Genomic DNA, 23,194 nt, shown 5'->3' with positions numbered 1-23,194 from the left:
TAGCAAATTACGTCTACTTATACGTGTAAAAGTCTAGCACTCTAGTTAAGAACATATGGAAAAATATATGATAGGTTTTAAAGATGCAATTCTAGGTACCATAGACTGGACCTGGAAATCTGTCATTTATGAAGTCCCGTGGTATTCGAATTACTTCTGGGGGCTTATCATTTTATCGTTACTTGTATGGTCTATGGAAATACTCTTCCCTTGGAGGAAGGAGCAATCTGTTTTTAGAAAGGACTTCTGGCTAGATGGGTTTTATATGTTCTTTAATTTTTTCTTGTTTGCAATAGCAATAAGCGGTTTTTATAAGCTATTGCAACTTGGTTTTGAAGATATAGGGATAAGCGAAGATTCTCTAGCGCTCTTTGATCCATCTTCTTGGCCTATGTGGAGCCAGTTACTCGTCTTTTTTGTTGTACTAGACTTTGTGCAATGGTTTACACACACCTTATTACATAAATATCCTTTTTTTTGGAAGTATCACAAGGTGCACCATAGTGTAAAAGAAATGGGGTTTGCAGCACACTTGCGCTATCACTGGATGGAGAATATTCTCTATAAACCACTTAAGACATTTGGTGTAATGATTCTTTTTGGTTTTGAACCTACGCAGGCATACATCGTGCACTTTATTGCAATAGCAATAGGTCACATAAATCACGCAAACATTAAGATTACCTGGGGGCCTTTAAAGTATATTTTTAATAATCCCGTAATGCACTTATATCATCACGCATATACCATTCCCGAAGGAAGTTATGGAGTAAACTTTGGAATATCTCTAAGTGTATGGGACTATATTTTTAAGACAGATTATATACCTGAAGATAGCGGTACCATAGAACTAGGTTTTCCCGGAGATGAGGTTTTCCCAAAAGACTTTGTGAGTCAAAACACCTACGGTTTCAAAAAAGGACAACAATAGGGGAGTAGTACGCTTTCGCGAAAGCGTAATTACAAATAAACAATCGATAATCGGGGCTATCTATTCAAAAAGCTCAGATGAAAGGTATCTATCACCACGGTCACATATAATACTTACAATAATACCACTCTCAAGCGTGCTTGCCAGTTTAAGTGCTGCTGCTGTAGCGCCACCGCTGCTCATACCCGCAAGAATACCTTCTTCTTTTGCGAGACGTCTAGCCATTGCAATTGCTTCTTCTGTACTTACTTCAAGAACACGATCTACCTTTGAAGCGTCAAATATAGCTGGGAGATAAGCCTCTGGCCATTTACGTATACCGGGTATTCTAGAACCATCTGTGGGTTGTACGCCCACTATCTCTACATCCTTATTTTGCTCTTTGAGATAGGTTGAGGTACCCATAATGGTACCAGTTGTGCCCATAGATGATACAAAGTGAGTTACTTCTCCATCTGTATCTCTCCAGATTTCTGGACCTGTAGACTTGTAGTGTGCTTTCCAGTTATTATCATTAGAAAACTGGTTAAAGCTGTAATAGCCTTCATTTTTTACTTTGTCGATAGCATAATCTCGAGCGCCTTCTATACCGTCTGGATGTAGCGTTACTTTTGCACCATAAGCACGCATAGTTTGTACTCTCTCTTTGGTAGCCCTTTCTGGCATTACAAGCTCTATATCTAGACCATAAATGGCTGCAATCATAGCTAGCGCGATACCCGTATTACCACTTGTAGCCTCAATGAGTTTTGACGTTTTATCAATCTCACCAGCATCTAGAGCCGTCTTAATCATATTAAGAGCAGCACGATCTTTTACACTCCCTCCAGGGTTATTTCCCTCAAGTTTAAAATATAGGGCTACGTTTGGGTTTGTATTAAGCGTAGTAGACTTTACAAGTGGTGTATTACCTATTCTATCTATGAGTGTTTTATTCATTTTTTCTTATTTGTTTTGTAGATACTTGTAGCTCTGGTCTATGTACGACAAAGGTATGTGGCTCTATAGATGAGGTTATCCAGGTGTTACCTCCTATAACGCTGTGCTCACCTATTACTGTATCACCACCTAGTATAGTAGCATTTGCATAAATGGTTACGTTGTTTAGTATAGTAGGGTGGCGTTTTGTGTTTTGTAATTCTTTAGTCACAATAAGCGCTCCTAGCGTTACTCCTTGATACAATTTTACGTGATTGTGTATCTCTACCGTTTCTCCTATAACTACACCTGTACCGTGGTCTATAAAAAAAGAGTCACCTATGGTAGCGCCAGGATGTATATCTATACCTGTAAGCTGGTGAGCATACTCTGTCATTAATCTTGGTATGAGTGGTAGGCTCAGATTGTAAAATTCTCTTGCCATTCTATAAATTGATATGGCAAAGAAGCCAGGGTAGGCAAGGTAAACCTCTTCAAGTGATTGTGCAGCAGGATCATTTGCAAGTATAGCCTGTGCATCTTTTTTGAGATTAGTGCAAATAGTAGGTATCACTTGCATAAAATCTGTCCAAGTCTTACAGGGCTTTCCCTTTATCTCTGGACAAGCTAGGTCTCTTATAGTAGTAAATAAAACTTCTAGTTCTATAAGTGATGTCTGTACATCTGTCTCAACATCAAAGAGTGTGTTAAAAAGAAGTTGAGCAAATCGCTGTGACTCCTCTTTTAACCGTACAGTAACGTGTACTTCTTTTTTATGAGCATTTATTGCATCTACAAGGTGTGATACCTCCATAAGTTATAAAATCTGGTGATGTGCCTAATTTATTAGACTTATTATGATACAAAAATAAGGTAATTATAAACGCTATGTTAGTAGTAGCTATGCAGGTCTATTTAAGAGTCTATAGTATTAGCTGCCTTTTTACGGGATTTATCATAATTAAAGAAAAACTGTGCCCAGATAATTTTAGATAGTGCATAAAGAAGCGGGAAAAGCACGATAAGAGATACCACAAAAGATATCATAAGTGAAGATGGAGTAAGCTCCTCTCTAAAAATATAATTTAGTACAACTACAGCCATAAATAATGCAACCCCTAGAGCATAAGAAACATAGTAAGACCCTTGGTAGAAACCCGTTTCAAGTTCAAACTTTGTATTGCAGCAAGAGCAACGCTTGTGTACTTTACCCATTGTGCTAAACTTATAAGGATGCCCTTTAAAAAAATCACCTTCTTGGCACACCGGGCATTTCATAAATAACACGCTATATAGTTTGGTTCCTTTAAGCATAATAAGAAGTTTTATGTAAAAATAACGGGTTGTTACGACCTTGTAAGTAACTATTGTTACATAAGGAGAGATAATATAACCGCGAGGGAGAAAGAATATTAAATAGTGAGTTTTATATTTCTATTTTAAGCATAATTATTACCTTAGTCGTTCCCTATGATGACACAACCAGATGCTTTAATTGCTAGATTTCTTCAAAAAGACGCTATGTCTTTTGAGAAGATATATGAGCTGTATAGTGAGAGCCTCTTTGGAGTTATTAATAGTATACTGCACGATAAAGAATTATCTGAAGAGGTACTACAAGACACTTTTGTAAAAATCTGGAATAACTCAGATCGTTATAACCCAAAGAAAGGTAGATTCTTTACCTGGATGCTCAACATAGCGCGCAACAGTGCAATAGATAAAACAAGATCCAAGGCATTTAAAAATCAACGTAAAAACCATACAGCCGAATATTTCGTAGATATTCTTGAAGCGAGAGGGAGTTTTAATACCTCTGTAGACGCCATAGGGATTCAAAAATTTGTAGACGTTTTAGAGCCGCTTTGTAAAAAGATAATTCACTTTTTGTTTTTTAAAGGGTATACCCAAAAGGAAACAGCCGAAGAGCTAGATATTCCTCTGGGAACCGTAAAAACAAGAAATAGAATCTGCATAAAAAAATTAAGAGATATCGTAGGAGTAGAATGAAAGACCCACAAACATATATAGACTCAGGAGTGCTAGAACTCTTTGTATATGGGATCCTTCCTGAGGAAGAGATGGTCGAGGTTGCTCACATCGTAGCTCAAAATCCTGTACTCTTACAAGAAGTAGTTTCTATAGAAAATAGCTTAATGAAACTTGCCAGCGCAGCCGCTCCGGCTCAGGTGGCAGACTTTAGCAACTTAAGAAAGTATATAGGTATAAATGGTAAAGTAATACCGCTTTCGCGAAAGCGAACTCCAATACCTACCATAATATTATGGGCAGCTGCCATTCTTTTACTTGCTGGTGTAGGTTATTTATACACTGAAAACAGTAAGCTAGAAAACCAGCTTGTAGATACAGAGCGAGAGTTATTATTACAAGAGTCTAAAACCCAAGTAGCCGAATCTGATTTACAACAAACAAAGGATATCCTTAACGTGATAAGACAGCAAGATCTTATCGCTGTACCACTAGGAGCTCAGGCCGTTGCACCAGAAGCATATGCATCTGTGTACTGGGATAAAGAAAATGGTAAAGCTTATATAGATGTAAAAGGTCTTCCAGAACCTCCACAAGGAAAGGTGTATCAAGTATGGTCGCTTACTTTAGAACCACTCACGCCTACCAGCTTAGGGATACTAGACAAGTATGATGTTACGGGAAATCAAATCTTTGAACTTGATAATCCTAACCAGTCTGAAGCATTTGGTATCACACTAGAACCTGCCGGAGGTAGTGAATCTCCTACTCTTGAGCAATTATATACGCTGGGTGTAGTAACCTCTTAATATTCTTCTTAGATGTTATATTTAAGACGCTAGTCGCAATTCTGTGTCTTCTCGTTTGTCTCATATAACTCACTAACTCATCTTTAATATATATGTTAATGTGAATTAGATTTCTTAATCTGAGTTGGGTTATGAGCAAAAAAAAACGACCTACTTAAAAAAGTAGATCGTTCACAAACAAACTAAAAAACTATCCAACCTTATAGCTTTTATACTATATCAATACTTACGTAAATGCTTGTGTCTTGGTTTCTTATTATAAATTTTTTATTTGTGAGTAGGTTACTGGTCCTAACTCATAACTTGTTTCTAATAGTTCTTCTTTAATAGTGGTGAGGTCTTTTTGCATACCTAGTGCTTTATAGATTTGTGCTGTGTGAAACTGTGCCGCTGGCTCATATGTTTTACCTATTACGTGGTCTTGTACAATTTTAAGTGCTTGCTTGTACTCACCTTTTCCATAGTGTGCGTGGGCTAGTAAATCATAAGACATAGGGGTGGGGCGGTTGCTCACTTCCTTTTTTGCTAGAGTAATTGCTTTATCTGCTGTTTCTGGTTGAGATGCATAAAGCTCTACAAGATAAGCTCCATACATATCACCGTAGTTTATTGCAGTGGCACTATTTATAAATTCCTTCTTTAAATCTTCGGAAGTTTTGTGATCGCCTATATACTCATAGATTTCAGATTTTAATAAGGTATAGTCTGGACTTTTAGTGTCTTTTTCAATCGCTTCAATAATTCGTAATGCCTCTTGAGGGTAATTCTCATATGAATATGTAATCCAGGCAATTCCTTTTTTCGCGTAAGCGTTAGAAGGGTCTAAAGTTAAAGTCTTAAGATAGTGGTTGTAAGAATCTCTTATGCGACCAGCGTGACCATAATAATCTGCTAGGTTTGTATATACCCATATTTTAAGATCTGGAATATTGCTGCGCTCTGCGATGCGCATTGCGTTTTCCATATGCTGTATGGTGGCGTCTAGATTACCGCTGTAGTCTTCCCACTTTGCAAGTCTTATTAAGTAATTGTAGTTAGAAAAGTCTGCTTCTTTGTCTAGTAGTGTTTTTGCTTCTTTATACTTACCTAGCTCCATTGCTACATCAAATAATACAAAGTTGCTAGCGCTTACTTCACCGCCTACTTGTGCGGCAGAGTCTATGATAGTTTTTGCTTCTTTAAAACGGTGTTGAGTGATATAGTTTTGAGCGAGAGCGCGTAGATAATTGTCTTTACCTATCGCCGCTTTTTGTGCAGCTTTGTGCAAATTTTGCTCAGCCTTTTTGAGCATCTCGATATCTGCATTTTGATTAAAAAGGGCGGCGTAAGTTCCTGCGCTTTTACTTAAGTCTATTATTTGCGAGCTGTCTTTTTTAATACGACTGTTCCAGAAGGCAACTTGATCATTAAGTTCTGAAATTACTTTACTATTTGAGGTGTTGAGATATGCATTATAATCATTTTGATCTGTGAGGATTTCCTTCTTATGGCTATGACACGACGTGAGAAAGATTAATGTACATAGCACTATGAGGTATTTTGTATGTGGTAGTTGGCGTGTTTTCATAGTTTGTTTTATTAAAAAAAGGGACTGAAAAACTTCAGTCCCTTTATCATTATTTGTTAGGGACTAGTGAGGTCCTTCTAGGTATGGGAACGTGGTGCTTGGGTTTTCACCAGTGTTTGATACATTATCTGTAACAAGTATTGGTAAATCTGCCACACCATCATTATCAAGATCTTGACCATTAAAACGGTCACCATTATTACCTCCAAAAAGAAGTATAAGTGATACATCTACAACATCATCTGTAAGATTACGACCAGTAAGTACATTACCATCACCATCTATATATGTAGTAGGTGCATCTGGCGCAACTTGTAATACATCTGCCGCGAGAACTGTTGTAAGTGTTGTTGCATCTAGACCTAATACATTATTTTCATATTCTACACCAAAAGCAGCGTGTAATGCAACTGCTCTATCAAGAAACCCTTGCTGAAAGTTTGCTACCATCTCAGACGGTACTGTAAGGTTAAAGCTGTTTTTTGAAGCGCTATCTCCATTAAGAACGGTGTTTATAGCGGCTCTTCCCATCTGGTCTTCTTGAGCAAAAGTTCCTTCAAAGTTAAGCTCCTCCATTTCCATTTGTTCTTCTGGTGCTGGTATAAATAAATCGTCATCATCGTTACACGATACAAACCCTGCGAGTACAGCACCTACTAATAGGTATTTTATGTTTTGTAATTTCATCTTTATGTGTCTTTAGTAATATTATTGTTGTCTTTTTGCTTCTACCCAAGTGTTCCATACTTGTACATCAAACCCTGCTGGGTGAGCTACTGTAGGTCCTATAAGGGCGTTAGGGATTTCTACAACTATTGATAGCACATTTGTGCCGTCAAAGGTGTCTACTGCATTTTCAGCAGTTTGAAAACCTCCATTAGGTCCATTATTTTCTGAATCTCCGCCTATAACAGCATTAAAAGTTCCAAAGTCAAAAAAGAAAGGATCTTCTCTAGGGCCTGCAAACATTTTAATACCACCTTCTGTAGTTTCTGTAATAGCATTACCATCTGTAGTAATCGCTACCGAACCTATCATTTGAGATGCATCTATAGTACTATTTAATCCAGTAGTAGAAGGCGCATATGGGCCAAAAAAGTACATTCTCCCATCTCTAGCTATAGCTTGTATCACGCGATCTTCTACAAGATCTCCCGTGTTATCTATATTAAACTCAACTAGAACGTTCTCGTCAAATGTTGCGTCGTTACCTGCAGGCGCTAGCGAGCTCTGTACGTTTGCTACAAATACGGTGTTGTCTCCATTTTCTGCACTTTCAAAGGCAAAATAATCTGTGATGTCTGCCGTGGTTCCTCCCACAGCTGGTGCATCTAGGTGGTCTGCCGCGATTAGGGCACCCACTCCAGCAACAAGTGTGCTGGCAATTAGAATTTTTGATACTGTTTTCATTGTTGTATGTTATTTATTTCAGATATCTACGCAGCTTATGTGCTATGGGTTTTATGGCATACGTTAAACTCTTGTTAACATAATTTTTAAAAATAGCATTCTATAATTCCTCTTTACACAAATTTTACAAGCAGTTTGTGCAATTTTCAATAGAGTATAATACCTTAGACCTTATACAAACACCATAGTAAATGAATACATTATTAGGAATAGGGAGTAGAATAGATCACCATAAACTTGGAAAAGGGGTGATCACAAACGTAACATCAGAGTTATATTGGGTTACCTTTATAGACGGTGGTCTAGAGACCATCACGCTAGATGATCATTTTGATGTGATAGAAGCTATAGAAGACGAGGTAGATACTGTAAGTTTTTATGAAATAGAGAAGTCTTTAAGAGACTTGTTAAAAAGATATAGTGACATCTCTGAGGTCGTGCCACTAGCAGATAAGTGGAGAGGAGGTACCCTCACAATGAATCCAAAGGATAGTAGCCTAGCCTCAAAAGAAATCCCTATAGATAGTTTCTTTCATAAAATCGTGATGGTGCGCGACCGTATACGTGTGATGGAGCAAAAGATAAACGCGAGTAAAACTCTTGATGATCAAGATAAGATAGACCTGCAACAGTATATTACCCGCATCTACGGAAGTCTTACCACTTTTAATGTCTTATTCAAAAATAGCTCTCAAAACTTTAAAGGAGCTTCTTCAAAGAAGTAAGAATCCTTTAAACTATACCTATTAGGTACAACTATAGACTAATAGGCGCTTGTAGGTTTTAATTACGCTTTCGCGAAAGCGTAAAACATCTTTTATTACATTTGAAACTATTAATCATCAATCAAATATATTTATATGGAATCACCACAACCTCAATTTTTACCAGTAAGCGCACTCTCAGACGAGCAGCGCGTAGATTTTTATCGCAAAACCTACACATATGTTGCGCTAGCGGTATTACTATTTATCGTTACTGAGTACTTATTTTTTCAATCACCAGTTATAGTAAACTTTGCAATGTCACTTACGGGTGGATGGAGTTGGTTATTATTACTGGGAGCATTTATGTTTATTACAAACTATGCCGAAGGCCTAGCACTTAACTCCCGTGATAAGACGAAGCATTATCTAGCGCTAGGTATCTATGTAGTGGCCGAAGCCTTTATTTTCATACCCTTATTGCTCATTGCTTTCTCAATGATAGATGGTGTTGAGATGCTTCAAAAAGCTGCTGTAATGACTATTGCACTCTTTGCGGGGTTATCTGGAGTGGTGATTATAACAAAAAAAGATTTTTCGTTTTTAAAATCAATACTCACTATAGGTTTCTTTCTTGCTCTAGGTCTTATGGTTGCAGGTTTGTTATTTGGATTTGACTTAGGACTCTGGTTTAGTGTAGGGATGGTTGCTCTTGCTGCAGGGTCTATACTTTATACAACCTCAAATATGGTTCATAAATATGATGAGGAGCAGTATGTCGGTGCTGCCTTAGGCTTATTTGCATCACTTATGTTATTATTTTGGTACATACTTAGAATATTTATGTCAAGAGACTAGTAATACCAAGTTTTATAAAAACAAAAAAAGCCATTGCTGTATAAGCGATGGCTTTTTTATTTACTTAATTGACCACTTATATAATCTGTGATTTTAGATTTTTAATTGTGGTAACAGGATTTTCGGCCTTAAAAACATAGCTTCCGGCTACGAGCACATCTGCTCCTTTTTCAATAAGTTGTGAAGCATTTTTATTTGTTACACCACCGTCTATTTCTATAAGCGTGGTCGCACCTTTTCTTATAATGAGAGAGTTGAGCGCAGCCACTTTATCATAAGTATTTTCTATAAATTTTTGACCGCCAAAACCAGGATTTACACTCATCACACATACTAGATCAATGTCTCTTATTACATCTTCTAGTAGAGATATAGGTGTGTGTGGGTTAAGTGCTACACCAGCTTTCATACCAGCATCTTTTATAGCCTGTAGTGTTCTGTGTAAATGCGTGCAAGCCTCATAATGTACGGTAAGAATATCTGCTCCCAGATCTGCAAATGTCTGTATGTACCTATCTGGATCTACTATCATTAAGTGCACATCTATAGGCTTACTAGCGTGCTTAGTGATATCTCTAAGTACTGGCATACCAAAAGAGATATTAGGCACAAAAACACCATCCATAATATCTATATGAAACCAGTCTGCATTGCTATTATTTATCATTTCTATATCACGTTGCAAGTTTGCAAAGTCTGCTGCTAGTATAGAAGGGGCTATGAGTTTTGAAGACATAAAAGATTCTTTAGGGTAAAGATAAGATTATCTAAATATTGAAATGAAAAATCCCCGGTAATCAGCCGGGGATTCATTCATCAATCAAAAAACGAACAGTTATGATAAACTGTTGTTGCGGTTATTAAGTCGCCAGAGGCGTTAATTACTTACATTAGTGCGGTAAAGATACCAAAACTTTTATTTTACAAAAAGTTAAACTGAAACTTTAAGAGATTATGCACTTTATCGATGCATATATCACGTTTATCCCAGATATGTTTTAAGAATTTTACTTCTTGAGGTATGCTTGAGTCTACGTATAGCTTTTTCCTTTATCTGTCTAACTCGTTCTCGAGTAAGGTCAAAGGTTTCTCCTATTTCTTCTAGCGACATAGGTCGTTGGTCTCCTAGCCCAAAGTAGAGTCTCACCACATCTGCTTCACGAGGGGTAAGGGTCTCTAGCGCTCTCTCTATTTCTGTTTTAAGAGATTCGTGCAATAAAGCACGGTCAGGGTTAGGTGATTCTCCAGAGTTTAATACATCATAAAGATTAGAATCTTCTCCTTCTACAAGAGGAGCATCCATACTTATGTGACGTCCAGAGTTTTTAAGAGACTCTTTTACGTCTTTTATCGTCATATCCAGTTCCTTTGCAATCTCTTCAGGACTAGGAGGACGCTCGTTAGCTTGTTCTAAAAAAGCAAAAGTCTTATTAATTTTATTTATTGAGCCTATCTTGTTAAGTGGTAATCTTACTATACGTGACTGCTCTGCTAGTGCCTGTAAGATAGACTGTCTTATCCACCATACAGCATATGATATGAACTTAAACCCACGTGTCTCGTCAAAGCGTTGTGCCGCCTTGATAAGTCCTAGATTACCCTCATTAATAAGATCTGGTAGTGTAAGCCCTTGATTTTGGTACTGTTTTGATACAGAAACTACAAAACGCAAATTTGCCTTAGTGAGCTGTTCCAGAGCACGGTGATCACCCGCTTTTATGCGCTGTGCTAGTTCTACCTCCTCCTCAGCAGTAATAAGATCTACTTTACCTATTTCTTGTAGGTACTTATCTAAAGAAGCAGTCTCTCTGTTTGTTACCTGCTTAGTAATTTTAAGCTGTCTCATAGGGCCGAAATAAACTTGGGTTAGCGTTCATTTATTATACGAGGCAAAGTTGCAAAATGTTACAAAAATCTTAAAGTTTTTTTTAAGTGGTTTTTTAGTTATAGCTTAGGGCGTTTTTTTGAACCTCACAAAACACTGGTTTTTATACTTATTGTTATCAGTAGTTTAAACTTTAGCAAGTATATACAGTTTAATGTATTATAAATGTGAAGTTAAGGAGTTACGCTTTCGCGAAAGCGTAAAACACAACTTTTGGAGACTCAATAATATTATATAAAGCTTTTAAACCATATTGCTATTAAATATCTTTGCAACCTATGATAAGCTTACCTCTTTTTATTTCGGGTACCGAGATTGCCTTCATTATTTTTATAGTGATTATGGTTTTTGGTGCAGATAAAGTTCCAGAAATCGCACGTGGTCTAGGGAAAGGTATGCGTCAGATTAAAGACGCTACAAATGATATCAAATCTGAAATAACTAAAACTGCAGAGCGTAACGATATAGATCTTGATGTAACTAAGGATATCAAGAAAGAAATAGATAAGGCAAAAGAAGATATAAACGACATCACGGGGCCTATTAAAAGATCGCTCTAGATGTGGGAGCAACTCCAGCAATGGGATAGGTCATTATTTATATACCTTAACAGTCTGGGTATAGAAGAATATGATGCTTTCTGGATCTTTGTCACCAAGATTGAGCACTGGACACCGCTCTACATTCTCTTTTTTATTCTCTTTTTTATAGTTTACACACGCCGCAAGGCATTTATAGGTGTAGGTATAACACTCTTAGTTTTTGTCACAACACTAGGTGTTACAGAACTTGTAAAAAATACAGTAGGTAGATTGAGGCCTAATAATAATACAGAACTTTCAGATCTTATACGGGTATTACAAACTCCTGGTAACTTTAGCTTTTTTTCCGGTCACGCAGCTGTTTCTTTTGCAATAACCACATTTGTTGTACTGGCATTGCGATCAAGGTTTAAGTGGGTGTATTTATTTTATATCTGGCCACTACTTTTTATTATGAGTCGTATTCTTGTGGGAGTCCATTATCCGGGTGACATATTTGTAGGTGCACTTGTAGGAACTACTATAGGCTTTGTTTTTTGGAAATATCTAGGTAGGCGCTTGCTGTTAAAGGCTTAATTGTTACCAACAAAAACGTATTCTTTAAAATTTCATATAAAAAATTATGATTTTAATATTATGCACGCATAATTATTAATTTTTTAATAAATTGAGGTGATTTCAACACAAACCCAATCAATATGAAAAAAGCTAACTCCTTAGTACTTGGACTGTGCCTTCTTGCGGCATTCTCTTGTACAAAAGATCAAGATGAAGCGTCAGACCTTCTTACAGAAAATGTAGAGGTAAACCTTCAAGATTCAGATACGTTCTTAACTATCGAAGAGATTAACGCCTTAATCAACCAGTCATTTTATGAAAAACAATCATTCTCTTGGAGTGAAGTCCCGGCCAATGTGCTTTGGAGTGCCACAGTGCACGGAGGTAAAGTCCTAACCATAGGTTATGGTGAAAAAGGTGAGAGCTTTAGAACAGAAAAAAATGACCGTCTTGATGCCACAAGGCTTGGTCTTGTAGATCTAGTTCAAAGCAGTGAGCAAGTTGCCAAAAAAGATTTCAGAGTAAAAGAAGATGAGGTTCTTAATGTCCTAGATCTTGAGGTCACAAAATTAGAAACTATAAGAGAACTCATAGCCTCAGATGGAGTGAGGTATTTAGAACCTAACGGTTATTCTTATTATGACATCACTACTCCACAAGGAGCAAAGCCGGCGCCTACTCAAACACGCAGCGCAGGTTGTGATACTAGTGGCAGTACCCTTAATAGTGCAGATTATAGGAGTATATGGCCGGGAGCACTTGTACCTTGGACGTTTGATCGTCACAATATAGCCAGCGCTTGGGGGCGCTCTCGTGGTGCAGGTATTACAATAGGTATTATAGATACAGGTCTTTCACCTAACCAGCCATTGCTGGGTAACAGTTTTGGAGATGGAGCTTCTATAAACGGAAGAACGGTAGAAAAATATGGAACTTATATAGACTCTGCCTGGTGGTGGTCTAACAATCTAGATGGACCAAATGACCGTTGTGGTCACGGTACAAGTATGGCAGGAGTCGCCGCAGGACCTCGCAACAACGATGGACTTCCTTCTGGAGTAGCTTATGATGCAAATCTTGTAATGTATAGAGGAACATCTGATGTTGTTCTTAATGATTATCACGAGCGCAAAGGGGTGTCTAACGCATTACGAGCACTTGCAGATAGGAGTGATGTAGATATTATCTCAATGTCTATAGGTTACCCTTGGAGTATAGGTAATGTAAGAGATGCTGTACGTTATGCATATAGTCGTGGTAAACTCATATTTGCTGCAGGAGGCACAAGCACCAGTGCTACAAACTGGTACCCAGTTATTTTTCCAGCAAGTATGCCAGAGGCTATTGCAGTGACAGGAGTGACAGACTGGTCTGGAGGTTATAGAGAGTGTGATATTTGCCACGACGGTAACGAGATAGAATTTACAATCGTGATGGAACGCGATAGTAATGATGATAGAACAACACCAGTGATAGGTTTTAACCAGGGGCAACGTGATTATGTAGGTGGCTCATCTGTAGCTACAGCAACTATGGCTGGCGTAGCAGCGATGGTTTGGTCAAAATATCCTAACTGGTCAAGACAGCAGGTTCTTAATAGGCTACGCCAGTCATCAGACTTATATGGTAATACGAGTAGTAAGTACGGTTATGGTAATATAGATGCCTACCAAGCTGTACAGTAAATAGGATGTCATTTTGAATATCAAAGGTCTCATTGTAATCATCAATGAGACCTTTTTTTATGATGTCTAGAATTACGCTTTCGCGAAAGCGTAATTAAGACGAGTAATATACTACTTCACACGACTCACCGTAAGACCATCTCTTATAGGTAATAGAACGGTCTCTAGACGTTTGTCTTCATTGAGTAGTTTGTTATACTCCAGTAACACTTTAGTGTCTATGTCTTTCTCATTAAGTGGTTCAACCACTTTGCCGCTCCAGAGCACATTATCAGAGAGGATAATGCCACCCTTGTTCATCTTATCAATAATCACATTATAGTAGTTAATGTAGTTGCGTTTATCTGCATCTATAAAAACGAGGTCAAAAGTAGTGTCAATGGTTGGAATGATATCTAATGCTTGACCGAGGTGCTGTGTAATTTGTGATCCGTAAGGCGAAGCGTCAAAATGCTTGCGCTGGAAGTCTACAAGTTCTTCCTTAATATCTATGGTGTGTAGATGCCCTTTTTGTTGTAAACCTTCGGCGAGGCATAAGCCAGAGTAGCCTGTAAAAGTCCCTATCTCAAGAATGTTTTTTGGGTTTACTAGCTTGCTTATCATACTAAGCACTCTACCTTGATACGCACCAGAAAGCATACGTGGTTGTAGTATCTTTTGATAGGTTTCCTTTGTAAGCGCTTTGAGATGAGCTGGTTCTTGCGCCGAGTGGGCAACCACATAATCATCAAGTTCCTCTGGTAAAAAATGCATTATAAATAAGTTTGAAAGGGCAAAATTACCTATCGCTTTTGAGATAGGTCTAGGTAATGCAATAATTTATTTTTCGCCTAATATTCTTTTCCTGAAAGCTTCTTTGCGCTTCTCATCATCTCCATATAGCCAGCGCACAACATTATCATCCCATATCTGGTCATACTCGGTAGCATTAATAATCTCGCGTTCTAAAGCAAGATCTAATATCTTACCAGGATAACTACTCTGGTTATCGCTTTCCATTTCACCTAGCGGGTATGGATCATCAAGTCCCATAACTACCTGCTTGCTTCCTTGGTTTTCTATCACCATTTTAAGCGAATTTGTATCGTGTACTAGGGTGTCAAAAAAGATATTAGGATGCCCCACAGATTTACGTGGGTGTGTTTTTCCTTCAAAAAGATCTGGCCTTCCGTCAAAACCTTGTATACGTCTCCCTAGATTTATTTGTGCTAGTTGGCCACCGTGTGCAAAGCACACACGCATACCTGGATACTTATCTGCATAGCCATTAAGCGTAAGAAAGTGGTAAGCATCTGCACATTGTGCAAGCATCCAGATGAGGTGAAAACGCCAGTTTGTATTCTGTAGTTTTATAAACTTCTCACCATCATACGGGTGAATCTCTACTGCGAGATTATACTTGCTTGCAAGTTCAAAAATAGGTTCATTTTCTTCATCAAAAATACATCGCCACGTCCCGATGGTATCCATATAGTGTGTAGGCAAGCATAGTAAATCCATACCTAGCACTTCCACACATCGCTCTATCTCCCATAATGCCCCACGCACAAACCCTGGATGTACCACAAAACCAGTTGTAAATTTATCTGGGTGATCTTGTTGTACTCGCGCATTAAAGTCGTTTTGAAATTTAAGTGCTTGCTTCATTTCCTCTAGACGTAGTCCGTTTCCATAGAGCTGGGATAGGTTAAGTACCACCGCGTGGTCTACCTTGTTGCGTTCCATCCATTCTAGTTTTTCGTGCAAGAAAAAACTAGAATCTGTCACAGGTCTGCTCCAGTCTTTTTGGAGCATAAACTTTCGGTCTTTGTCTACCCAAAAAATCCCCTTGTCTTTCATAAACTGAGGAATTTCCTCAGGGTAGGGAAGTAGGTGAGAGTGACCGTTTATGCGAAGTTTTTTATGTGACATATTGAGTATGCTTTCGCGAAAGCGTACTACGCAATCGCTGTTGTGTTTTTAAAAATACAATTATTATACGAGTACCGCCTTACTCTTTTACCTTCTTGAGTTGTATATAATATAAGACGAGTAGTATAATAAAACCGCCAAAGGTTGCAACCAAAAAATAACTACTTAATCCCGTCTGTTTACCCACGGCAACTGCCATAGATTGATAAACCAGCCACCCAAAAAGTAGGGTGCAATACAGCGCCATTTGTGACATAAAGGTTTTTGTAACGGTAACCTGTGCCTCATTTTTAACCCCTTGCTTATGCTTATTAATCTTTATAGACTTGCCTGTCATAAACTGGAATAGTAAGATAAGTAAGACGCTAAGTGCGGGTAAGATAAAAAGTTCATTTTTTGACCCATATCTATCTGCCACTCCAGTCGCATCAAAGTGCATAGGTACCTCGTCTGGAATGTCTCCATAGTGTATCAAAATCATCGCAAAGGTAACTCCCGCCACGAGCCAACTTAGTATCCAAAAAATCTTTTTAATATCCATCTACAAGCTTTTTGTGCGCCCTCCATCTACAGGAACATTTATTCCATTAATAAATGAAGCAGCTTCACTAGCTAGAAAAACAATCGCATTTGCTACCTCTTCTGGCTTTGCAAAACGTTTTGCTGGTGAAGCGTTTGCCATAGCTTGAGATACCTCTTCTATAGATTTTCCAGTCTTTTTTGCTTTGTTTTCTATAATCTCAGAGAGTCTACCAGTAGCGGTTGCGCCAGGAAGCACGTTGTTTACAGTGATGCCGTATTGTCCTAGTTCATTTGCCATAGTTTTACTCCAGTTTGCTACGGCGCCACGTATCGTGTTACTCACGCCTAGACCATCTAGCGGTTGCTTTACAGAGGTAGAAATCACGTTAATAATACGCCCATATCCTTCGGCTTTCATTCCTGGGAGTAAGGTTTGTGTTAATAGATGATTGGTTTGTAGGTGTTGTGTAAACGCTTTCGCGAAAGCGGTAACATCTGCATCCACAATGGGTCCGCCTGGAGGGCCACCCGTGTTATTGATTAATATGTGATGCACATTACCCGTTGCCGAAACAGCAGCTGCCACCTGTCGCGGATTTGTAAAATCTGCCACCACATAGCTGTGCTTTTGTGAGCCGTTATTAGGTAACTGCTTGATTACTTTTTTGAGCTTCTCTTCTGTACGAGCAGCAAGGGTTACATTTGCACCTTCTTCAGCTAGACCCATTGCGGTTGCTAGTCCGATCCCTGCTGTAGAGCCACAGACGAGTGCATTTTTATTAGTTAGGTTTAGTTTCATAGTATGTGATTGCGAGCGTAGCGAACTAATCTGTTCGACTGAGCTCTAATTTTATTTTCTAATTATATTTAATACAAACATTTTTTGCCTCAGTAAAAAATCGGAGCGCTTCAAAGCCGCCTTCACGCCCCACGCCGCTCGCTTTCACCCCTCCAAAGGGTGTGCGCAAATCTCGATTCATCCAAGTATTCACCCAGATAATACCCGCTTCAAGTGCATTGCTTAAATGCATTGTTCTGTCAAGTTGCTGAGTCCAAACCGTTGCAGAGAGTCCGTATTTTGTTTCATTTGCAAGAGCAAGGGCTTCTTCTTCGGTGTCAAAGGGCATTATAGTCACCACAGGTCCAAAAATCTCTTCTTGGTTAAGTTTGCAGTCATTACTGTTCACCTCAATAACCGTAGGTTCTAGGTAATAGCCATTCTCATATCCTGCAACGGTTACTCGCTTACCACCACAAAGAACAGTACCACCGTAAGTCTGTGCATTGTGAATGTAATCTTCTACTTTCTCAAGGTGTGATTTTGATACGAGTGCTCCTAGGTTTGTGCTTTCTTGTGATGGATGTCCCACGACTAACTCCTTAACTTTTGAAATGAAATCACTTTTAAATCGGTCATAAATAGATCGCTCTACAAAAATGCGACTCCCACAGAGACAGATTTGCCCTTGATTTGCAAAGGAGCTCCTTACGGTTGTGGCAAGCATATCCTCATAATTACAATCGGCAAAAATGAGATTTGGGTTTTTACCACCTAGTTCTAGCGAGAGTTTTTTAAACATAGGGGCACACGTCTTTGCGAGATGCGCTCCCGTTTTTGTACCTCCCGTAAAACTTATCGCCTTGATGTCTTTATGTTCTAAAATAGCTTGTCCCGTTGTGTGTCCCAGTCCGTGTACAATATTGAGAACACCAGGAGGAAGTCCAGCCTCTGTACAAATCTCACCTAGCAGATAAGCCGTAATAGGAGTGACTTCACTAGGTTTTGCAATCACACAATTGCCAGCGGCTATTGCCGGAGCGATTTTCCAGGTAAAGAGATACAGTGGCAAATTCCACGGACTTATGCATCCCACCACGCCTATGGGTTTACGTAGGGTGAAATTCATTGCGTTCATTCCCACACTCTCGTGACTCTCTGCCGAAAACTGAGTGATCGCATTTGCAAAAAACCGAAAGTTACTCGCCGCCCTCGGAATGTCTACAGCCATTGCTAGTGATACCGGTTTCCCATTATCGCGACTTTCGGCTAGCGCAAGTTCTTCAAGTCTAGCTTCAATGCCACTTGCAATGTTCATCAAGATGCGACTGCGCTCATCAAGCGTGGTGCCGGACCACTGTGGGAATGCCGCTTTCGCGAAAGCGGTAGCCTCCTCAATATCTTGCGCATTACTATTGGGAATCTGCCCATATACCTCACCAGAAGCTGGCTCATAATTATCTAACCAATCATTTGATGCTGGGTTTTTATAGTCGCCGTTTATGTAGTTTTTGATGTTCATCTATTCCGGCTTATAAGCCATTACCTTAATTTCAACCACCAGATGCGGATGTGGTAGCTGGTGTACGGCTACGGTGGTTCTTGCAGGGCCAGTTTCTTTATTAAAAAACTCTCCGTAGGCTTCATTGTAACCGCCAAAATCATTCATATTTACAAGAAATGAAGTAATATCTACGACATCTTCCATCGTGGCATTTGCGGTTGCGAGTGTTTTCTTTATATTTTCTAGCACGGCTCTGGTTTGCTCTTTGATATCAAGGTGCATTGTGCCCATCTCGTCTATCACGTGCACGCCGGCAAAGGTGTTATCTGCCTTGCGGCTGCTGGTGCCCGAGACAAATAGAAAGTCTCCAGCTCTTTTAATATGAGGATAAGCTCCTCTAGGTGTCACTTTCTTTTCATTAAAAGGATCGCCTTGTAAACGTAGGTCTAAATCTTTATCACTCATAGGTATATGATTTTGTTATATGTTTCCGGCTATGGCATCGTCGTGCAAGATGTCTTCTGTAGCCTGTTGTACTTTTTTTAATTTCGCTTTAAGCGAAAGAGAATCAGGAAGCAATCCGTCATCCAGTAGGTTTAAAATAGCTTTGTTCTGTGCTCTACCGCGCGTCATTGCCTCTTTGTATCCTATCGCCTCGTTGAAAGTTACTAAACTATATTTTGAGTAATACTCCTCAGGAAATTCTTTCTCAAATTGTGTCTCTAGCTTTCTCTTCTCTTGAAACATAGGGTGAGCCGTGTGTTCTTTCATCTCGTGAAAGTTATCTACAGCAAGGTCTGCAATGGCATCTGTATCTGGTTTTCTGGTTTTTTCAAATTCTTTGAAAACCTTCTCCCATCCTTGATCGCCAAATGCATCTAGCGTCTCGTCAAAAACTACCACATCTTCAAAACTAGCATTCATCCCTTGTCCATAAAATGGAACAATGGCGTGTGCCGCATCTCCTAGGATGCACGTTTTTCCAAAGGCGCTCCACGGGTGGCATTTTATAGTACCTAGCGGCCCTACAGGATTTTCTTCATACTCTTTTACTAGTTCAGGCATCATAGGGATAGCGTCTGGAAACTGTCTTGTAAAGTATTCTGTAATTGCAGCTGGGCTATCTAGCGATGCAAAACTATCTGGTGCATCTTCATAATCTATAAATAGCGTTACAGTAAAACTCCCATCTAGGTTAGGTAAAGCAATGATCATATCACGACCACGTGGCCAGATGTGTAAGGCATTTTTTTCAGTGCGGTAACCGCCATTTTCGGCAGGAGGGAAGGTGAGTTCCTTATAACCGTGACCTAAGTAATCTTGCGAGAAGCTGAATAAAAAGTCTCGACTCATATACATACTCTTACGCACTGCAGATCCTGCACCATCTGCACCAAGAATAATATCTGCAGTGATGGTTTGCTCTTCTTTTGTGTGATAATCTGTAAAGGTTGCCGTAGCATTTTTAAGATCTACGTTTGTACAAGCTTGGTTAAAGTGTACTTGTAAGGTGTCATACTCATCTGCCGCATTAAGTAGCATAATGTTGAGGTCTGTACGTGAGATAGAATTTATGTATTCATCTGTACGTCCAGAATACGGACTAAAAAGCGTGTTACTTTCTTTGTCGTGCAACATCCTTCCATTCATAGGGATGCACAAATCTTTTACTCGATCCTCAAGGCCTACGAGGCGTATACCTTTTAAACCTCTGTCTGACAAGGCGAGGTTTATACTTCTACCAGCATCTTGATGTACGGCTCTTAGGTCTGGACGCTTTTCCATCAAGGTGATTTTATAACCACGTTGTGCCATACGTAATGCTAGAAGCGAACCGCAAAGGCCTGCGCCTATAATGAGTATGTGTTCTTGTTTTGCCATATATTATTGTGAGTACTAGCGTGACCTCTCAGTTAGTACTGTTTGAATTTTATTTATTTCTCAAGCACTCCATTTCGTCTGCGACGGCTTTGTCGTTTGGAGTTCCATTTTCGCGTAAGCTAGAAACTACAGCAGCGTGATTTTTGTCGTTTCTGTTTTGTGACATCTTTTTTACAGCTTCAATGCTCGTGATCTCAATCTCAAATGCCACGACGCCATTTATTTGTCGCAATGTTTTTTCAGAAAGCGCATCCATATCTATTGGATTTTTTTGCGGAGCTTCATACTTATCCATCAATGCTTTGATGGATTTATAAGTGCCTTCTTTATCTAGTAAACGCACATTACCTCTCACTTGTACGGCCGTATAGTTCCAGGTGGATACTTCTTCAAAGTCGTACCAACTAGCCGAAATATAACTGTGAGGTCCATTAAAAATACAGAGCGCCTCTGCGCCATTTTTGAGATGAGCAACTTGCTCATTCATTTTTGAGATGTGTGCGTGTATGATTTCGGTGCCGTCTGGGCGTTTTGATAATTCTAGAGGGATGTGTGTCGCACACGATTTTCCGTCAAGATTTGTGACAAGAATCCCAAAAGCATTTTCTTTTAAGAAACTGCGTATCTCCTCTGGGTTTTCATTTTTATAAATCTCAGGGATATACATTACAGTATCTTTTTGAGTCGTTCTACCATTTCAAATACGTCTTGATAACTATTGTAAAGCGGTGCTGGAGCGACACGTATTACATCTGGCTCACGCCAGTCTGAGATGACTCCTGCTTCGGTTAGTTTTTTGTGTAAACTCTTATCGGCATTTTTTACTTGAATACTTAGTTGACACCCACGTTGCGCTGGATCGCTAGGTGTAATGATAGCGATGTGCTCATTATCGAGTTCGTTTACTAAGAACTCTAGGTAGCCAGTGAGTTTTTCAGATTTTGCACGTATGTTGCTCATACCAGCTTCCTCAAAAATATCTAAGCTCGCTTTTACCGCTGCCATACTGAGAATAGGAGGATTTGATAATTGCCAGCCTTCGGCAGTTGGTATGGGGTCAAAGCCTTTGCGCATATTAAAGCGTGTGTCTTTGTTTTGTCCCCACCAGCCCGTAAATCGCTGTATGTTTTTATCTGTATGATGGCGCTCGTGTACAAAGCAACCACCTAGACTTCCTGGACCGCTGTTGAGGTATTTATAAGTACACCACACGGCAAAATCTGCACCGCTCTCGTGTAAGTCTGGCATAATATTACCCACTCCGTGTGCAAGGTCAAAGCCTACTTTGCTGCCGTTGTTGTGACCTAAGTCAGTGATTTTTTTAATAGGGTAGCACTGTCCAGAATAATAGTTTGTGTTACCAATTAAAAGAAGCGCGACGCCGTCGCCGTGTTCTTTTACAAGTGCTTCTAGGTCTTCATAACGACATAATTCTTCTCCTTCTCGAGGTTGCCATAGTATAAGGCTCGTCTCTGGATCGTACCCACGCTGGCGTATCTGACTTTCTACCGCATATTTATCTGATGGAAAAGCATCACTTTCTATAATGATTTTATGACGTGATGGCGTAGGATTATAAAATGAAACCATCATCAAGTGAAGGTTTGTCGTGAGCGTATTCATTATCACTACCTCGCTCGGTTTTGCACCTACGATGTGTGCCATAGGTTTTGCGAGTTCCTCGTGATAAGACATCCACGGAGTTTCTTCTTTAAAATGCCCTTCGACACCCAGATCTGCCCAGTCATTGAGTTCTTGCTCTATGTATTGTGCTACAGATTTTGGCTGACAGCCTAGACTGTTTCCGCAGAGGTAGATAAGTTCGTTATCCTCTTTGTCTACTGGTATGTAGAAGTGATTTCGGTACTCTTTAAGGGGGTCTTTTTCGTCTTGCGCTTTCGCGAAAGCGAGATTATTTTCATACACCATATATGCTGTTTTCTTGAAGAACTGTTGCTTGTCTAAAAATAATGATTTTAAGGGAGAAAATGCCTTACAAGGCTTATGAAGCAGCCTAAATGTTCAGCACATTTAAATTGTAATATGTAACTGAGTTTTTCTTACGTTGAGAGCCGAGGTTATTTATATTTGTGCACCATTTAATAATAAACTTTATGAAAAAACTAGTTGTACTACTTTTACTAATTGCAGGTTGCTATACACAGGTTACTGCACAAGAAAAAGAAAAATTTAGATTTGATATACGCCTTGGTTATGCTGCGGGTAATGAATATGGCGATGGTGTTTTATTTAATCTGGAACCTAAATGGTCAATAGATGAAAAGATAAATGTAGGTTTTAGAATAGGTGGTGCGGCACTTGCCGAGTTAACAAATCCTTCTAATGAAATTGACGCTTTTGAAACAGATGTCGTTACTGTTTATGGATCATACCTAGGTACAATAGATTATTACTTTTACCATAGAGATGGGTCACCTTTTGCAGTATTTGGTGGTGCTGGGATAGGATATGTTTCTAGTGCAAACGTAATCGCAGATTTTGATGAATATGACGATGCAAATAATATAGAAACCGATAATGGTCTAGGTGGGATGTTGCGAGTAGGTTTTGACTACTTTAAGTTTAGACTTGCTGCAGAGTATAATTTTGCGCCAGAGGGTCAATTACGTGACCTTAATAATAATGAGTTTGGTGCTGTAAAGAATGGATACTTTGGTATCTCTTTAGGATTTTATTTTGGTGGTGGAAAGTGGAAAAATGTAACAGTCCAAGAGTAAATAT

Annotated in this window: 26 protein-coding genes; 9 read left to right on the top strand and 17 right to left on the bottom strand. The window is 39.1% G+C overall.

Going from position 1 to position 23,194, the window contains the following annotated elements; all coding sequences use genetic code 11:
- Window positions 1-55: 55 nt before the first annotated feature.
- Window positions 56-931 (top strand): sterol desaturase family protein, encoded by an 876-nt coding sequence (locus ACFO5T_RS07800; protein ID WP_380033396.1) that lies wholly within the window; start codon window positions 56-58, stop codon window positions 929-931.
- A 60-nt stretch (window positions 932-991) separates the two neighbouring features.
- Here ACFO5T_RS07800 and cysM read toward each other — a convergent pair whose 3' ends face one another.
- The 3 genes from cysM to ACFO5T_RS07785 all read right to left on the bottom strand — a co-directional run bounded on the left by cysM (window position 992) and on the right by ACFO5T_RS07785 (window position 3,163).
- Window positions 992-1,870: a cysteine synthase CysM gene (gene cysM, locus ACFO5T_RS07795; protein WP_380033394.1), complete on the bottom strand. Its 879-nt coding sequence runs from the start codon at window positions 1,868-1,870 to the stop codon at window positions 992-994.
- A complete protein-coding gene (gene epsC, locus ACFO5T_RS07790; protein ID WP_380033392.1) occupies window positions 1,863-2,663 on the bottom strand; it encodes a serine O-acetyltransferase EpsC in 801 nt (266 codons plus the stop codon). The genes cysM and epsC overlap by 8 nt, the downstream gene beginning before the upstream one ends.
- A 101-nt stretch (window positions 2,664-2,764) precedes the next feature.
- On the bottom strand, window positions 2,765-3,163 hold the full coding sequence (locus ACFO5T_RS07785; RefSeq protein ID WP_380033390.1) for a DUF983 domain-containing protein: 399 nt from the start codon (window positions 3,161-3,163) through the stop codon (window positions 2,765-2,767).
- 156 nt (window positions 3,164-3,319) lie between these two features.
- Here ACFO5T_RS07785 and ACFO5T_RS07780 point away from each other — a divergent pair, with 156 nt between their 5' ends.
- Both ACFO5T_RS07780 and ACFO5T_RS07775 read left to right on the top strand, forming a co-directional pair.
- On the top strand, window positions 3,320-3,859 hold the full coding sequence (locus ACFO5T_RS07780) for an RNA polymerase sigma factor (RefSeq protein ID WP_038599750.1): 540 nt from the start codon (window positions 3,320-3,322) through the stop codon (window positions 3,857-3,859).
- Window positions 3,856-4,647, top strand: a complete 792-nt coding sequence (locus ACFO5T_RS07775; protein ID WP_380033387.1) for an anti-sigma factor — start codon at window positions 3,856-3,858, stop codon at window positions 4,645-4,647. Before ACFO5T_RS07780 ends, ACFO5T_RS07775 begins: the two co-directional genes overlap by 4 nt.
- A 256-nt stretch (window positions 4,648-4,903) precedes the next feature.
- On the opposite strand, the gene ACFO5T_RS07770 is transcribed toward ACFO5T_RS07775, so the two are convergent.
- The 3 genes from ACFO5T_RS07770 to ACFO5T_RS07760 form a co-directional block, all read right to left on the bottom strand.
- Entirely contained in the window at window positions 4,904-6,214 is a 1,311-nt protein-coding gene (locus ACFO5T_RS07770) for a tetratricopeptide repeat protein (protein WP_380033385.1), read from the bottom strand.
- A gap of 63 nt (window positions 6,215-6,277) precedes the next feature.
- Window positions 6,278-6,901 carry a hypothetical protein gene (locus ACFO5T_RS07765; protein WP_380033383.1) on the bottom strand — a complete coding sequence of 208 codons (624 nt, stop codon included), beginning with the start codon at window positions 6,899-6,901 and terminating at the stop codon, window positions 6,278-6,280.
- Between the two features lie 21 nt (window positions 6,902-6,922).
- On the bottom strand, window positions 6,923-7,624 hold the full coding sequence (locus ACFO5T_RS07760; protein WP_380033381.1) for a DUF4331 family protein: 702 nt from the start codon (window positions 7,622-7,624) through the stop codon (window positions 6,923-6,925).
- Between the two features lie 191 nt (window positions 7,625-7,815).
- Between ACFO5T_RS07760 and ACFO5T_RS07755 the strand changes: the two genes are divergently transcribed.
- Window positions 7,816-8,349: a hypothetical protein gene (locus tag ACFO5T_RS07755; RefSeq protein WP_380033379.1), complete on the top strand. Its 534-nt coding sequence runs from the start codon at window positions 7,816-7,818 to the stop codon at window positions 8,347-8,349.
- A gap of 135 nt (window positions 8,350-8,484) precedes the next feature.
- Complete coding sequence (locus ACFO5T_RS07750) at window positions 8,485-9,186, top strand: Bax inhibitor-1/YccA family protein (protein ID WP_380033377.1); 702 nt, start codon at window positions 8,485-8,487, stop codon at window positions 9,184-9,186.
- 76 nt (window positions 9,187-9,262) lie between these two features.
- On the opposite strand, the gene rpe is transcribed toward ACFO5T_RS07750, so the two are convergent.
- Both rpe and ACFO5T_RS07740 read right to left on the bottom strand, forming a co-directional pair.
- Window positions 9,263-9,922: a ribulose-phosphate 3-epimerase gene (rpe, locus tag ACFO5T_RS07745; RefSeq protein WP_380033375.1), complete on the bottom strand. Its 660-nt coding sequence runs from the start codon at window positions 9,920-9,922 to the stop codon at window positions 9,263-9,265.
- 246 nt (window positions 9,923-10,168) lie between these two features.
- Window positions 10,169-11,032, bottom strand: a complete 864-nt coding sequence (locus ACFO5T_RS07740) for a sigma-70 family RNA polymerase sigma factor (RefSeq protein ID WP_035327724.1) — start codon at window positions 11,030-11,032, stop codon at window positions 10,169-10,171.
- A gap of 317 nt (window positions 11,033-11,349) precedes the next feature.
- On the opposite strand from ACFO5T_RS07740, the gene ACFO5T_RS07735 reads away from it, so the two are divergent.
- The 3 genes from ACFO5T_RS07735 to ACFO5T_RS07725 all read left to right on the top strand — a co-directional run bounded on the left by ACFO5T_RS07735 (window position 11,350) and on the right by ACFO5T_RS07725 (window position 13,856).
- The gene (locus ACFO5T_RS07735) at window positions 11,350-11,631 is read left to right on the top strand and encodes a Sec-independent protein translocase subunit TatA/TatB (RefSeq protein ID WP_035327726.1); all 282 of its coding nucleotides are present in this window, start codon (window positions 11,350-11,352) and stop codon (window positions 11,629-11,631) included.
- Window positions 11,632-12,189 carry a phosphatase PAP2 family protein gene (locus ACFO5T_RS07730; RefSeq protein ID WP_380033372.1) on the top strand — a complete coding sequence of 186 codons (558 nt, stop codon included), beginning with the start codon at window positions 11,632-11,634 and terminating at the stop codon, window positions 12,187-12,189.
- Between the two features lie 122 nt (window positions 12,190-12,311).
- A complete protein-coding gene (locus tag ACFO5T_RS07725) occupies window positions 12,312-13,856 on the top strand; it encodes a S8 family peptidase (protein ID WP_380033370.1) in 1,545 nt (514 codons plus the stop codon).
- A gap of 111 nt (window positions 13,857-13,967) precedes the next feature.
- On the opposite strand, the gene ACFO5T_RS07720 is transcribed toward ACFO5T_RS07725, so the two are convergent.
- From ACFO5T_RS07720 to kynU, 9 genes are all read right to left on the bottom strand, one after another.
- Window positions 13,968-14,609: an O-methyltransferase gene (locus ACFO5T_RS07720; RefSeq protein WP_380033368.1), complete on the bottom strand. Its 642-nt coding sequence runs from the start codon at window positions 14,607-14,609 to the stop codon at window positions 13,968-13,970.
- Between the two features lie 66 nt (window positions 14,610-14,675).
- Window positions 14,676-15,767, bottom strand: a complete 1,092-nt coding sequence (locus ACFO5T_RS07715) for an amidohydrolase family protein (protein WP_035327734.1) — start codon at window positions 15,765-15,767, stop codon at window positions 14,676-14,678.
- Between the two features lie 79 nt (window positions 15,768-15,846).
- Complete coding sequence (locus ACFO5T_RS07710; protein WP_375252293.1) at window positions 15,847-16,308, bottom strand: DUF1648 domain-containing protein; 462 nt, start codon at window positions 16,306-16,308, stop codon at window positions 15,847-15,849.
- Window positions 16,309-17,088, bottom strand: a complete 780-nt coding sequence (locus ACFO5T_RS07705; RefSeq protein WP_380033365.1) for an SDR family oxidoreductase — start codon at window positions 17,086-17,088, stop codon at window positions 16,309-16,311.
- 58 nt (window positions 17,089-17,146) lie between these two features.
- On the bottom strand, window positions 17,147-18,589 hold the full coding sequence (locus tag ACFO5T_RS07700; protein ID WP_380033363.1) for an aldehyde dehydrogenase: 1,443 nt from the start codon (window positions 18,587-18,589) through the stop codon (window positions 17,147-17,149).
- A complete protein-coding gene (locus ACFO5T_RS07695; RefSeq protein WP_380033361.1) occupies window positions 18,590-19,036 on the bottom strand; it encodes a RidA family protein in 447 nt (148 codons plus the stop codon). It lies immediately after the preceding gene.
- Between the two features lie 15 nt (window positions 19,037-19,051).
- Window positions 19,052-20,452: an FAD-dependent oxidoreductase gene (locus ACFO5T_RS07690; RefSeq protein ID WP_380033359.1), complete on the bottom strand. Its 1,401-nt coding sequence runs from the start codon at window positions 20,450-20,452 to the stop codon at window positions 19,052-19,054.
- Between the two features lie 49 nt (window positions 20,453-20,501).
- On the bottom strand, window positions 20,502-21,119 hold the full coding sequence (locus ACFO5T_RS07685) for an FMN-binding negative transcriptional regulator (RefSeq protein ID WP_375252298.1): 618 nt from the start codon (window positions 21,117-21,119) through the stop codon (window positions 20,502-20,504).
- A complete protein-coding gene (gene kynU / locus ACFO5T_RS07680) occupies window positions 21,119-22,381 on the bottom strand; it encodes a kynureninase (protein WP_375252299.1) in 1,263 nt (420 codons plus the stop codon). Before kynU ends, ACFO5T_RS07685 begins: the two co-directional genes overlap by 1 nt.
- A 185-nt stretch (window positions 22,382-22,566) precedes the next feature.
- Here kynU and ACFO5T_RS07675 point away from each other — a divergent pair, with 185 nt between their 5' ends.
- A complete protein-coding gene (locus tag ACFO5T_RS07675; protein ID WP_380033356.1) occupies window positions 22,567-23,190 on the top strand; it encodes a hypothetical protein in 624 nt (207 codons plus the stop codon).
- Window positions 23,191-23,194 lie beyond the last annotated feature (4 nt).

Source organism: Dokdonia genika, from assembly GCF_042652845.1.
Lineage (GTDB): Bacteria > Bacteroidota > Bacteroidia > Flavobacteriales > Flavobacteriaceae > Dokdonia > Dokdonia donghaensis.
This window is presented reverse-complemented; position numbering and strand designations above follow the sequence as displayed.

What these genes read in the sequence shown, in the direction of transcription:
- ACFO5T_RS07800 (WP_380033396.1), top strand. Translation starts at nt 56, where the DNA reads ATGGAAAAATATATGATAGGTTTTAAAGATGCAATTCTAGGTACCATA.
- cysM (WP_380033394.1), bottom strand. Translation starts at nt 1,870, where the DNA reads ATGAATAAAACACTCATAGATAGAATAGGTAATACACCACTTGTAAAG.
- epsC (WP_380033392.1), bottom strand. Translation starts at nt 2,663, where the DNA reads ATGGAGGTATCACACCTTGTAGATGCAATAAATGCTCATAAAAAAGAA.
- ACFO5T_RS07785 (WP_380033390.1), bottom strand. Translation starts at nt 3,163, where the DNA reads ATGCTTAAAGGAACCAAACTATATAGCGTGTTATTTATGAAATGCCCG.
- ACFO5T_RS07780 (WP_038599750.1), top strand. Translation starts at nt 3,320, where the DNA reads ATGATGACACAACCAGATGCTTTAATTGCTAGATTTCTTCAAAAAGAC.
- ACFO5T_RS07775 (WP_380033387.1), top strand. Translation starts at nt 3,856, where the DNA reads ATGAAAGACCCACAAACATATATAGACTCAGGAGTGCTAGAACTCTTT.
- ACFO5T_RS07770 (WP_380033385.1), bottom strand. Translation starts at nt 6,214, where the DNA reads ATGAAAACACGCCAACTACCACATACAAAATACCTCATAGTGCTATGT.
- ACFO5T_RS07765 (WP_380033383.1), bottom strand. Translation starts at nt 6,901, where the DNA reads ATGAAATTACAAAACATAAAATACCTATTAGTAGGTGCTGTACTCGCA.
- ACFO5T_RS07760 (WP_380033381.1), bottom strand. Translation starts at nt 7,624, where the DNA reads ATGAAAACAGTATCAAAAATTCTAATTGCCAGCACACTTGTTGCTGGA.
- ACFO5T_RS07755 (WP_380033379.1), top strand. Translation starts at nt 7,816, where the DNA reads ATGAATACATTATTAGGAATAGGGAGTAGAATAGATCACCATAAACTT.
- ACFO5T_RS07750 (WP_380033377.1), top strand. Translation starts at nt 8,485, where the DNA reads ATGGAATCACCACAACCTCAATTTTTACCAGTAAGCGCACTCTCAGAC.
- rpe (WP_380033375.1), bottom strand. Translation starts at nt 9,922, where the DNA reads ATGTCTTCAAAACTCATAGCCCCTTCTATACTAGCAGCAGACTTTGCA.
- ACFO5T_RS07740 (WP_035327724.1), bottom strand. Translation starts at nt 11,032, where the DNA reads ATGAGACAGCTTAAAATTACTAAGCAGGTAACAAACAGAGAGACTGCT.
- ACFO5T_RS07735 (WP_035327726.1), top strand. Translation starts at nt 11,350, where the DNA reads ATGATAAGCTTACCTCTTTTTATTTCGGGTACCGAGATTGCCTTCATT.
- ACFO5T_RS07730 (WP_380033372.1), top strand. Translation starts at nt 11,632, where the DNA reads ATGTGGGAGCAACTCCAGCAATGGGATAGGTCATTATTTATATACCTT.
- ACFO5T_RS07725 (WP_380033370.1), top strand. Translation starts at nt 12,312, where the DNA reads ATGAAAAAAGCTAACTCCTTAGTACTTGGACTGTGCCTTCTTGCGGCA.
- ACFO5T_RS07720 (WP_380033368.1), bottom strand. Translation starts at nt 14,609, where the DNA reads ATGCATTTTTTACCAGAGGAACTTGATGATTATGTGGTTGCCCACTCG.
- ACFO5T_RS07715 (WP_035327734.1), bottom strand. Translation starts at nt 15,767, where the DNA reads ATGTCACATAAAAAACTTCGCATAAACGGTCACTCTCACCTACTTCCC.
- ACFO5T_RS07710 (WP_375252293.1), bottom strand. Translation starts at nt 16,308, where the DNA reads ATGGATATTAAAAAGATTTTTTGGATACTAAGTTGGCTCGTGGCGGGA.
- ACFO5T_RS07705 (WP_380033365.1), bottom strand. Translation starts at nt 17,088, where the DNA reads ATGAAACTAAACCTAACTAATAAAAATGCACTCGTCTGTGGCTCTACA.
- ACFO5T_RS07700 (WP_380033363.1), bottom strand. Translation starts at nt 18,589, where the DNA reads ATGAACATCAAAAACTACATAAACGGCGACTATAAAAACCCAGCATCA.
- ACFO5T_RS07695 (WP_380033361.1), bottom strand. Translation starts at nt 19,036, where the DNA reads ATGAGTGATAAAGATTTAGACCTACGTTTACAAGGCGATCCTTTTAAT.
- ACFO5T_RS07690 (WP_380033359.1), bottom strand. Translation starts at nt 20,452, where the DNA reads ATGGCAAAACAAGAACACATACTCATTATAGGCGCAGGCCTTTGCGGT.
- ACFO5T_RS07685 (WP_375252298.1), bottom strand. Translation starts at nt 21,119, where the DNA reads ATGTATATCCCTGAGATTTATAAAAATGAAAACCCAGAGGAGATACGC.
- kynU (WP_375252299.1), bottom strand. Translation starts at nt 22,381, where the DNA reads ATGGTGTATGAAAATAATCTCGCTTTCGCGAAAGCGCAAGACGAAAAA.
- ACFO5T_RS07675 (WP_380033356.1), top strand. Translation starts at nt 22,567, where the DNA reads ATGAAAAAACTAGTTGTACTACTTTTACTAATTGCAGGTTGCTATACA.